At 71.8% G+C, this 11020-nt stretch carries 8 protein-coding genes; 1 reads left to right on the top strand and 7 read right to left on the bottom strand.

Annotated elements, in window-relative coordinates; genetic code table 11:
- Nucleotides 1-221 precede the first annotated feature (221 nt).
- The 4 genes from ACFVWD_RS01895 to ACFVWD_RS01910 are packed head-to-tail and all read right to left on the bottom strand — an operon-like array spanning nucleotide 222 to nucleotide 4046.
- Entirely contained in the window at nucleotides 222-1253 is a 1032-nt protein-coding gene (locus tag ACFVWD_RS01895) for an L-idonate 5-dehydrogenase (protein WP_389593341.1), read from the bottom strand.
- Between the two features lie 39 nt (nucleotides 1254-1292).
- Nucleotides 1293-2051, bottom strand: a complete 759-nt coding sequence (locus ACFVWD_RS01900; RefSeq protein ID WP_389593343.1) for an SDR family oxidoreductase — start codon at nucleotides 2049-2051, stop codon at nucleotides 1293-1295.
- Between the two features lie 31 nt (nucleotides 2052-2082).
- A complete protein-coding gene (locus ACFVWD_RS01905) occupies nucleotides 2083-3480 on the bottom strand; it encodes a gluconate:H+ symporter (protein ID WP_168490215.1) in 1398 nt (465 codons plus the stop codon).
- A 38-nt stretch (nucleotides 3481-3518) separates the two neighbouring features.
- Complete coding sequence (locus ACFVWD_RS01910; protein WP_384906320.1) at nucleotides 3519-4046, bottom strand: gluconokinase; 528 nt, start codon at nucleotides 4044-4046, stop codon at nucleotides 3519-3521.
- Nucleotides 4047-4176: 130 nt separating this feature from the next.
- On the opposite strand from ACFVWD_RS01910, the gene ACFVWD_RS01915 reads away from it, so the two are divergent.
- Entirely contained in the window at nucleotides 4177-4878 is a 702-nt protein-coding gene (locus tag ACFVWD_RS01915; RefSeq protein WP_168490213.1) for a FadR/GntR family transcriptional regulator, read from the top strand.
- A 5-nt stretch (nucleotides 4879-4883) separates the two neighbouring features.
- Here ACFVWD_RS01915 and ACFVWD_RS01920 read toward each other — a convergent pair whose 3' ends face one another.
- From ACFVWD_RS01920 to ACFVWD_RS01930, 3 genes are all read right to left on the bottom strand, one after another.
- On the bottom strand, nucleotides 4884-5258 hold the full coding sequence (locus ACFVWD_RS01920; protein ID WP_168507594.1) for a YchJ family protein: 375 nt from the start codon (nucleotides 5256-5258) through the stop codon (nucleotides 4884-4886).
- 37 nt (nucleotides 5259-5295) lie between these two features.
- On the bottom strand, nucleotides 5296-6684 hold the full coding sequence (locus ACFVWD_RS01925) for a M1 family metallopeptidase (RefSeq protein ID WP_389593344.1): 1389 nt from the start codon (nucleotides 6682-6684) through the stop codon (nucleotides 5296-5298).
- Between the two features lie 74 nt (nucleotides 6685-6758).
- Nucleotides 6759-10634 carry a Pls/PosA family non-ribosomal peptide synthetase gene (locus ACFVWD_RS01930; protein WP_389593345.1) on the bottom strand — a complete coding sequence of 1292 codons (3876 nt, stop codon included), beginning with the start codon at nucleotides 10632-10634 and terminating at the stop codon, nucleotides 6759-6761.
- Between the last annotated feature and the right edge of the window lie 386 nt (nucleotides 10635-11020).

An 11020-nucleotide genomic window follows, 5' to 3' on the forward strand; every position in this document is an offset into this window, starting at 1 on the left:
TTTGGGGGCCTTGTTTTTTTTTATAAGACCCTGGGGGGGTAGAAGCCCCGGGGGGGGCCATTGCCCGGTGGGGGGGGGGGCCCGCGGCCCCCGGCACACAGTAGGGGGACCCCCATCGCGTCGACGCCCTCCTCCGCCTTGCAGCTGGACGCACCAAGCCCCGCTCACCAGCGTCGATGAGGCACCGCCCGTTTCCTGCGACTTGATCCGCCGGACAGGCCCTAGTGCTGGACCTCGAAGTCCAGCAGCACCTTGCACGAGCGGCCGCGGTCCGCGGCCAGGGTGAACGCCGACTCCGCCTCACCCAGCGGGACCACCGCGCTGACCAGGGAGCCGAAGCGGGGCTCAGCCGCGAGCAGGGCCAGCGCGTCGTCGAACTCCTCGTCGAAGCGGAACGCGCCCCGCAGCTCGATCTCCCGGCTCACCACCAGGTTCCCCGCGAACGGGCTCTGTCCCGGCGGCAGCATGCCGAGTTGGACGACGACCCCGCCACGCCGTACCAGGCGCAGGCAGGTGTCGAGTCCCGCGGCCACCCCGGACGCCTCGACGGCCACGTCGACCTCCGTCGGCCACCCGGGATCGGCGGGATCGTCGGCCCGTACGACCGCGTCCGCGCCCGCCGCGACGGCGTACGACAGCGCCTGCGGCAGCAGGTCCGTCACGGTCACCCGGGTCGCGCCCGCGGCCTTCGCGGCGGCCACCACGAGGCAGCCGATGGGCCCGGCCCCCGTCACCAGGACATGCCGGTCCTTCACCGCGCCGGCCCGCCGGACGGCGTGCAGCGCCACCGAGAGCGGCTCGGCGAGCGCCGCCCGCCGCAGCGGGAGCCCCGCGGGCAGCTCCCTCAACTGCCGGTCGGGCACCACCACTTGGGCGGCGAACCCGCCCTGCACATGCGGGGTGCGCGCCGCGCTGCCCAGGTAGCGGGTGTCCCGGCAGACGTTCGCCCGTCCGTCGGCGCACTCGGGGCACACCCTGCACGGGGTCGCCGGGTGCACGGCCACGGCCGTACCCGGCGCGGGACCGGTGGCCCCGTCGCCGTACGACAGCACCGTCCCCACGACCTCGTGGCCCAGCACCATCGGCTCCCGCAGCCGGAAGTCCCCGACGCCGCCGTGCCGCCAGTAGTGGAGGTCGGACCCGCACACCCCGCCGTACCGGACGGCGACGAGCGCCTCGCCGGGCCCGGCGGACGGGACGGGCAGTTCGTCGACCCGCAGGTCACCCTGCCCGTGGATCACACAGCCGAGCATCGTCAGGCCCCTTTCACCGCGCTCACCGCGCGGTCCGCTTCACAGCACACTCGTCATACCGCCGTCGACGTACAGCACCTGCCCGCTCACGAAGTCCGCCGCGGGCGAGGCGAGGAAGAGCACCCCGCCGACCAGGTCCTCCGTACGGCCCCACCGGCCGGCCGGGGTGCGCCGCCGCACCCAGGCGCTGAACTCCTCGTCCTCGACGAGGGGCTGGGTCAGCTCCGTCTCGATGTAACCGGGGCCGAGCCCGTTCACCTGCACCCCGTACTGCCCCCAGTCCGCGCACATGCCCTTGGTGAGCATCTTCAGCGCGCCCTTGGTGGCCGCGTACGGGGCGATGCCCGGACGGACGACCTCACTCTGCAACGAGCAGATGTTGACGATCTTGCCGTGGCCGCGTTCCGTCATCCGCCGCGCCGCTTCGCGGCCGACCAGGAACGCGCTGGTCAGGTTGGTGTTCAGGATCCGGTGCCAGTCCGTGTCCGTGAACTCCAGGAGTGGGGCCCGCAGTTGCATGCCCGCGTTGTTGACGAGGATGTCGAGCGGGCCCACCCGGTCCTCGACGTCCGCTATTCCGGCGGCCACCGAGGGGCCGTCCGTGACGTCGAAGACCGCGGAGTGGACGTCGCCGGGCAGCTCCGACGCGGCTTTGGTGAGCCGGTCGGCGTCCCGCCCGTTGAGGACGACCGTGCAGCCCGCCTCCAGGAGCCCGCGGGCCAGCGCGAACCCGATGCCCCGGCTGGAGCCGGTGACCAGGGCCCTGCGACCACTGATGTCGAACAGAGGGTGACTCATCCCCGTACTCCCGTCTCTCATCCTCGTACCCCTAGATGACCAGCGACAGCAGCAGGATCAGCCCGCCCGCCACCACCGAGATGATCGTCTCCATGACGGACCAGGTCTTGACGGTCTGGCCGACGCTGAGGCCGAAGTACTCCTTGACCAGCCAGAAGCCGGCGTCGTTGACATGGCTGAAGAAGAGCGAGCCCGCGCCGATCGCGAGGACCAGGAGCGAGGTGTGCGCGGTCGACATGTCGGCCGCGAGGGGCGCGACCAGACCGGCCGCCGAGATGGTGGCGACGGTCGCGGAGCCGGTGGCGAGGCGGATGGCCACCGCGATCAGCCAGGCGAGCAGCAGCGCGGGGATCGACCAGTCCTTGGATATGTCCAGGATCATCTGGCCCACCCCGGAGTCGATCAGGGTCTGCTTGAAGCCGCCGCCCGCGCCCACGATCAGCAGGATGCCGGCGATGGGGGCGAGGGACTTCTCGACGGTCGTGGAGATGCGGTCCTTGGTGAAGCCGGCCGCGCGGCCCAGGGTGAACATGCCCACGATGACGGCCGCGAGGAGGGCGATCAGCGGGGAGCCGACGACGTCGAAGACGCGCTGCACCATGTGGGTGGGGTCGTCCACGATGATGTCGACCAGCGCCTTGGACAGCATGAGGACGACCGGCAGCAGCATGGTGGCGAGGGTGGCGCCGAAGCCGGGACGCTTGTCCAGTTCTTCGGAGGCGCGGGTGGGGATCATGCGGTCGGGGGCCGGGACGTCGACCCAGCGGGCCGCGTAGCGGGAGAAGACCGGGCCCGCGATGATCACCGTCGGGATGGCGACCAGAACGCCCAGGGCGAGCGTGATGCCCAGGTTGGCTTTGACCGCGTCGATCGCGACCAGCGGGCCGGGGTGCGGCGGGATCAGGCCGTGCATCACGGACAGGCCGGCCAGTGCGGGGATGCCGATGCGCATCAGGGAGTAGTTGCCGCGCTTGGCGACCATCAGCACGACCGGGATCAGCAGCACGATGCCGACCTCGAAGAACAGCGGCAGACCGATCACCGAGGCGATCAGCACCATCGCCCAGGGCATGGCGCGCCCGCCGGCCTTGGCGAGGATGGTGTCGACGATCTGGTCGGCGCCGCCGGAGTCGGCGAGGAGTTTGCCGAGGATCGCGCCGAGCGCGATCAGGACGCCGACACCGGCGACGGTGGCGCCGAGGCCGGTGGTGAAGCTGGTGATGGTCTTGTCGAGCGGGGCCCCGGCGAAGGCGCCGAGGGCGAGCGAGCCGATGGTCAGGGCCAGGAATGCGTGCAGCTTGAACTGGGTGATGAGCAGGACGATGACGGCGATGCCCGCCAGCACGGCGATGCCCAGCTGAGCATGGCCCGCCGAGGTGATCGGCTCGACGGCGTCCGCTGCCAGCATCTCGACGCTGAGTCTGGTCACGGTGGTCCCTTGCTTGAGAAACGTACGTGGGGAAGGTGTTAGAGCGAGGGCTGGGCAAGTCCCTGGAGTGCGGCCACGGCCCGTTCGGTGATTTCCCCGGGGTCGCCGGAGACGTCCACGGAGACACCCGCCTCGTCCGCTTCCAGCGGCTGGAGGGTGGCGAACTGCGAGTCCAGCAGCGCCGTCGGCATGAAGTGCCCCTGGCGGTGCGACATCCGGTCCTCGATGAGTGCGCGGTCACCGGTCAGATGGACGAAGACGACCCCGGGCGCCTCGGCCCGCAGCCGGTCGCGATAGCTGCGCTTGAGCGCGGAACTGCTGACCACTCCGCCGAGCCCGTGCCGGTCGTGCGCCCAACGGCCGATGGCGTCCAGCCACGGCCAGCGGTCGTCGTCCGTCAGCGGGGTCCCGGCCGTCATCTTGGCGATGTTGGCCGGCGGGTGGAAGTCGTCGCCCTCGGCGTACGGAACGCCGAGCCGGGCCGCAAGCAGGGGACCGATGGTGGTCTTGCCGGTACCTGCGACGCCCATGACCACGACGACATGGGGGGTGCGCACTTGCTGCATCGTGCTCTCACTGTCTTCGTCGACATCTGATGTCGACGACACTGAAACTCATTAGGTACGATGAATTCAAGAGTGTGTGACATATAAGTCTGACTTTTTGTTCCAGGGCTCCGCCTCGTACGCTGACCCCATGACCACACGGGGCCGGGGGCTGCACGGACATGTACTCGAATCCCTCGGGCCGGCGATCACGGCGGGCGAGTACCCGCCGGGGAGCGTGCTGCGCACCGACGAGCTCGCGCAGCGCTTCGAGGTGTCACGCTCCGTGATGCGCGAGGCGGTCAGGGTGCTGGAGTCCATGGACCTGGTCGAGTCCCGCCGCCGCGTCGGCGTCACGGTCCGCCCCAAGGCGGAATGGAACGTGTTCGACCCTCAGGTCATCCGCTGGCGGCTGGCCGGCGCCGACCGCCCCCACCAGTTGCGCTCGCTCACCGTGCTGCGCTCCGCCGTGGAACCGATCGCCGCGGGCCTGTCCGCCCGGCACGCCACCGCCGCGCAGTGCGCGGAGCTCACCGAGTGCGCGCTCGGCATGGTGGCCAACTCACGCGGCCACAAGCTGGAGGAGTACCTCGTCCACGACGTGGCCTTCCACCGGGTGATCCTCAACGCCTCCGGCAACGACATGTTCGCCCGCCTCGGTGACGTGGTCGCCGAGGTCCTCGCGGGCCGCACCCACCACGAGGTGATGTTCGAGGACCCCGACCCGGCCGCCGTCACGCTGCACGTCCAGGTCGCGGAGGCGGTCCGCGCGGGCGACGCGTCCCGCGCCGAGGAACTCACCCGCCAGATCACGGTCGGGGCGCTCCAGGAACTGGACATCCTCGCGCCGTAGGCGTCCTACTCCGGGAAGTCGCCGTCCACGTACACCCAGGCCCCGTCGACCCGCTCGAACCGGCTCCGCTCGTGCAGCGAACCGCCCCGGTAGGAGGCCCGGAAGGTCACGGTCCCCACGGAGTGGAAGGCCGACCCCTGCCCCGTGCCGAGGATCTCCAGACCCGTCCACCGCATCCCCGGATCGAAGTCGACCCGCGCCGGCCGCGTCCGCGGATGCCAGGTCCGCAGCAGATACCCCTCGTCCTCCTTGACGAAGGCGCAGTACCGCGACCGCATCAGACGCTCCGCGGTCGGCGCGAGCGCCTCACCGCGGTGGAAGCGCCCACAGCACCGCGCATACGGCTCGGGCAGCCCGCACGGGCAGCTACGACTGGTCATGACCGCCATTCTCTCCCAGCCCGGAGGGGCCCAGGGCCTACGCCGAGTCGGCGTTGGTCGGCGGGTACGTCGGGCGGGCCGGCATCGGCGCGACCGGTGCGGCCAGGGTGGGCAGCGGCGGCAGCTTCGCCGTACGCAGCCAGGCCCCGAACAGGTCGTCCAGCGGCTCGGCCGAGTACCGGGCGGCATGCGCGGTGAACACCGCCGTCGTGACCGTGCCGCCCCGGTGCAGGGCGGCCCAGCCACGCAGCATGCGGAAGAAGGCGTCGTCGCCCATCGCGCAGCGCAGCGCGTGCAGGGTGAGCCCGCCGCGCTCGTAGAGCCGGTCGTCGAACATCAGCTTGCGGCCCGGGTCGGCCAGCACCAGATCCTTCGGCTGCCCGGACAGCTTGCGGTGCGCGAGGGCGGCCAGCTGCTGAGCCGTACGGCCTCCCGACCGCTCCGACCACAGCCACTCGGCGTACTTCGCGAAGCCCTCGTTCAGCCAGATGTGCCGCCAGTCCGCGATGGACACGCTGTTGCCGAACCACTGGTGCGCCAGCTCGTGCGCGATCAGCCGCTCCGAACCCCGCGCCCCGTCCACGTGGTTGGCGCCGAACAGCGACAACCCCTGTGCCTCGACGGGGACATCGAGCTCCTCCTCGGTCACCACGACGGCGTACTCGCCGAACGGATACGGCCCGAAGATCTGCTCGAACAGCTCCATCATCGCGGGCTGCCGCGCGAAGTCCCGGGAGAATGCGCCGAGCAGGTGGGCGGGCAGATGCCCCGTCTGCGGTACGCCGCCGAGCCCGGGGTCGCCGAGCAGCACCGTCTGGTACTTCCCGATCGACATCCCGACCAGATAGCTGGAGGTCGGCGCCGCCTGCTCGTACACCCAGGTGGTCGTCGACGCCTTCGTCGTGCGGGTGAGCAGCCGGCCGCCCGCCACCACCGAGTACGCCGACGGCGTCGTGATCGAGATCTGGTACGAGGCCTTGTCGGCGGGGCGGTCGTTGCACGGGTACCAGGAGGGCGCGCCGATCGGCTGGCTCGCCACCAGCGCCCCGTCCTCCAGCTCCTCCCAGCCGAGCTCGCCCCAGGGGCTGGCGACCGGCTTGGGGTTGCCCGACCAGTGCACCTCCACGGTGAACGCGGCCCCGGCCCGTATCGGCTTCGGCGGGCGGATGCGCAGCCGGCCGCCCCGGTGCGTGTAGTGCGGTTGCTTGCCGTCGACCCGGACCCGGCCGATCCGGAAGTCGGCCAGGTTCAGCTGGAACTCGGCGAGCGGAGCCCGGCCCGCTATGGCGTTGAGCCGCGCGGTGCCGGACAGCCGGTTGGGGCCGGGGCGATAGTCCAGCGCGAGCTCATACCGGTGCACCCGGTAACGGGGATCACCGTTGGCCGGGAAGTACGGGTCCGAACCCACTGTCTGCTGAACGCTCACGCTTGCGTCTGCTCCCTGCGCTGTGCTCGTACGACGTGCCGGTGCACCGTCCCCGGACGCCGTACGGGCCGCGCCTAGGAACGCCATGCCTCGATCGGGTTGCCCAGCCAGCGGGTGTCGTCGGGGACGGATTCAGCCGCCATGACGAGCGACGCGGGTCCCAGCGTGCTGCGCGCCCCGACTGTGCTGCCGGGAAGGACGATTCCGCCCGGGCCCAGAGTGGCGCCCTCACGGAGGACAACAGTATCCGTCCGCAAGATCCGGTCGTGGAAGAGGTGGGTCTGCAGGACACAGCCCCGGTTGACCGTGGTCGCGTCCTCCAGGGTCACCAGGTCCGTCTCGGGCAGCCAGTAACTCTCGATCCATGCGCCCTTGCCGATACGGGCGCCGAGGCCGCGCAGCCACGCCGTCATCAGCGGCGTACCGGGCACGGATCCTGCCAGCCACGGCACGGCGACGACCTCGACGAAGGTGTCCGCCAGCTCGTTGCGCCACACGAAACCGCTCCACAGCGGGTGCTCGCCCGCCCGGTGCCGGCCGACCAGCAGCCACTTCGCCACGATGGACGTCAGGCAGGCGAGCACACCGACGCCCAGGAACACGATCCCTGCCAGCAGCGGCGCCCAGACGCCCAGCGCGCTCAGCGCGGCGACGGTCAGCACCGCCAGCGCCGCCGAACAGAACACCGGCACGATCCGGCACAGCTCCACGAGCGCCCGCGCCCACAGCAGCCGCGCGGGCGGGTCGTAGGTACGGCTCTGATCGCCGTCCTGCGTCGAGCGCGGCAGCTTCACCGGCGGCAGCCCCAGGTACGAGCTGCCCTTCTTCGCCTTCTTCGGGGTCGCCGACAGCACCCCGACCAGCCCGCCGTCCGGCACGCTGCGGCCCGGCGCGGTCATCCCGGAGTTGCCCAGGAAGGCCCGGCGGCCGATCTCGGCACGCCCGATCCGCATCCAGCCGCCGCCCAGCTCGTACGGCGCGGTCAGGGTGTCGTCGGCGAGGAAGGCGCCCTCGCCCACGGTGGTGAGGCTCGGCAGCGCGAGAACGGTGGAGACCTCGGCACCCCGGCCGATCTTCATACCGAGCAGCCGCAGCCACACCGGCGTGATCAGCCCGGCGTACAGCGGGAACAGCGTGTCGCGCGAGCGGTCCATCAACTGCGTGACGGTCCAGGCCTGCCAGCCGATCCGGCTGTGCGTCGGGTACGTGCCTTCGCGCAGACCCAGGCTGAGCAGACGTACACCGATCAGGAGCAGCAGCGCGTACGCGAGCCCGAAGGCGAGCGTGGCCGGGACCAGCGCGAGCGCCGCGCCGCGCAGGGCCGCACCGAGCCCGGCGTCCGCGTTCACGAACAGATGAGCCACCAAAAGCGCGGCGACGGCCGAAAGGACGGGCAGCGCGGTCAGCGCGAAACCGGTCGCGCCGTACATCGCCCGCCAGTACGTGCCCCGGCGCGGACGCTCCTTGGGCCAGGCGCGTTTGGCCTTGCCGAGCTTGCCGGCGGGCGCTCCGGCCCAGCGCTGCCCGGTGGGAATCTGCCCGGCGACCGCCGAGCCCGGCGCCACCTCGGCCCGCTTGCCGACGCGCGCGCCCGGGAAGAGGATGCTGCGCGTCCCGACCACCGCACCGGCGCCGACCTTGACCTGCCCGATCTCCAGCCGGTCCCCGTCCAGCCAGTACCCCGACAGGTCCACCTCGGACTCGACGGCGGCACCCCGGCCCAGCTTGAGCATGCCGGTCACCGGCGGCAGCGAGTGCAGATCGACGTCCGTGCCGACCTTGGCGCCCAGGGCACGCGCGTACCGCTCCAGCCAGGACCCGGTCAGCGAGGCCGCGCCACTGAACTCGGCCAGCCGCTCGGCGGTCCACAGCCGCAGGTGCACGCTTCCGCCGCGGGGGTAGCGCCCGGGCTTCACCCGGCGCAGCAGCAGCCGCGCCCCGCCCGCCGCGATCGCGAGCCGCCCAGGCGGGCTGTAGAGCACGACCGCCCCGGCGCCGACGAGCCACCACGGGGCGCTCGGCGCCCAGGGGTACGGACCGAACCAGTGCAGTACGTTCCCGAGCGCGGCCAGCGCCACGGTCCAGCGCAGCCCCATCAGGGTGAACAGGGGTATCAGCAGGAACAGCTGGGCCACCTTGGCGCGCAGCGGCACCGGTGCGATGACCCGTTCGGCACCGTCGTCCTGCGCGGACTTCTCCAGGTGCCGGGCCAGCTTGCGCAGGACGGGCTGCTGGTAGATGTCGAGCACGGCGGCGCTGGGATAGCGGGTGCGCAGCCGGGTGGTGAGCTGGGCGGCGGCGAGGCTGCCACCGCCGATCGCGAAGAAGTCGTCGGACCCGCTGCCGACCGGGATGCCGAGGACCTCGCTCCACTGCTCGGCGAGCCAGGCCTCGGTGCCGTAGAGCTGCTCCTTCGCACCGCCGGTCTCCAGGCCCTCCAAGGGCCAGGGGAGCGCGCCCCGGTCGACCTTGCCCGAGGTGCGGGTCGGCAGGTCCGCGACCGGGGCGAGCAGCGGGACGAGGGCCGCGGGCAGTTCGGCGCGCAGCTTCTCGACGGCGGCGGCCTGGTCCCAGCCCTCCTGGGTCACGACATAGCCGACGAGCAGCTGGTTGCCGCTGCGGGCGGTCCGGACGGCGGCCGCGGCGCTCGCCACACCGGGGAGCGCCTGGAGCGCCGCGTCGACCTCGCCGAGCTCGATGCGGCGCCCGCCGAGCTTGATCTGCTCGTCGGCCCGCCCGAGGAAGATCAGCCCCTCCGGCTCGGCCTTGACCAGGTCACCACTGCGGTACGCCCGCTCCCAGCCGAGCGACTCCAGCGGCGCGTACTTCTCCGCGTCCTTCTCGGCGTCGAGATACCGGGCGAGCCCGACCCCGCCGATCACGAGCTGACCGCTGTCGCCCATGGCCACGGGCTCGCCGGCCTCGTCGACCACGGCCAGCTCCCAGCCGTTCAGCGGCAGCCCGATCCGGATCGGCTCCTCGCCGGTCATCAGGGAGGCGCAGGCGACGACGGTCGCCTCGGTGGGCCCGTAGGTGTTCCACACCTCGCGGCCCTCGGTCACCAGCCGCTGGACCAGCTCGGGCGGGCAGGCCTCACCGCCGAAGATCAGCAGCCGTACGTCATTGAGGGTCTCCGGCTCCCAGAGCGCGGCGAGCGTCGGCACGGTCGAGACGACGCTGATCTCCTGCTCGACCAGCCAGGGCCCCAGGTCGGCGCCGCTGCGCACCTGGGAGCGCGGCACCGGCACCAGACAGGCGCCGTACCGCCAGGCCAGCCACATCTCCTCGCAGGAGGCGTCGAAGGCGACGGACAGGCCCGCCATGACCCGGTCACCGGGCCCGATCGGGTCCTCGGTGAGGAACAGCTCCGCCTCGGCGTCGACGAACGCGGCGGCGCTGCGGTGACTGACGGCCACGCCCTTGGGCCTGCCCGTGGACCCGGAGGTGAAGATGATCCAGGCGTCGTGCTCGACACCGGGCCGCGCGGCGGGCACCTCGGAGGTGCCGTTGACGGTCAGCCGGTGCCCGGCCCCGATGACGGCCCGCACCTCCGCCTCGCCGAAGACCAGCTCGGCCCGCTCGTCGGGGTCCTCGGCGTCCACCGGCACATAGGCCGCGCCGGCGGCCAGTACGGCGAGGACGGCGACGTACAGCTCGTTGGTGCCGGAGGGGACGCGGATGCCGACCCGGTCGCCGAGGCCCACCCCGGCGTCGCTCAGCCGCCGCCGCAGGGCCTCGACCTCGACGGCGAGGGCGCGGTAGGTGAGGGCCCGGTGGCCGTCGTCGAGGGCGGGCTCGTCGGGGTGGGCCCGGACGGTGGCGTCGAGGATGTCGACCAGCGTGCGCGGCGAGGCGGCGACGGAGGCGGAGAAGCGCGCCGGGTCGCCGAACTCCGCGCGCACCTCCTCGTCGAACAGCGCGAGTGCGGGGCCTTGCTCGAGGGCTGCCATCGGGTCCTCACGTGTCGTTCCCGGAGCGTCCGGGGAGCTGGTGGGCCCGCAGGTATGCCTGGGGATATTCCGGTCCAGCTCCAAACAAGCCTTGAATTTTAGTACGACGCTAGTCGCGTACCTGGTCATCAGCCATGCGAGGAGGCCGTGCGAGGGCACCGGAACCACTGATTCCGGTGCGGTGACGGAGCTCTGACATGGGGGTATGTCATCCTGACGAGATCTGCCCCACATCTGTCCGTAACGCCGCGAACACGCCGAGTTGAGGCCTGTGATGCGTACAACGAGTAACGAGTGAGGGGCGCGCCCGGAATGGGGCGGCCCGCACACCACAGTGTTTGAGAGGGGGGTCGTTAAACCCCCCCCCCCCAAAATAGCACGAGCCC

Source organism: Streptomyces sp. NPDC058086 (assembly GCF_042885015.1).
Classification (GTDB): domain Bacteria; phylum Actinomycetota; class Actinomycetes; order Streptomycetales; family Streptomycetaceae; genus Streptomyces.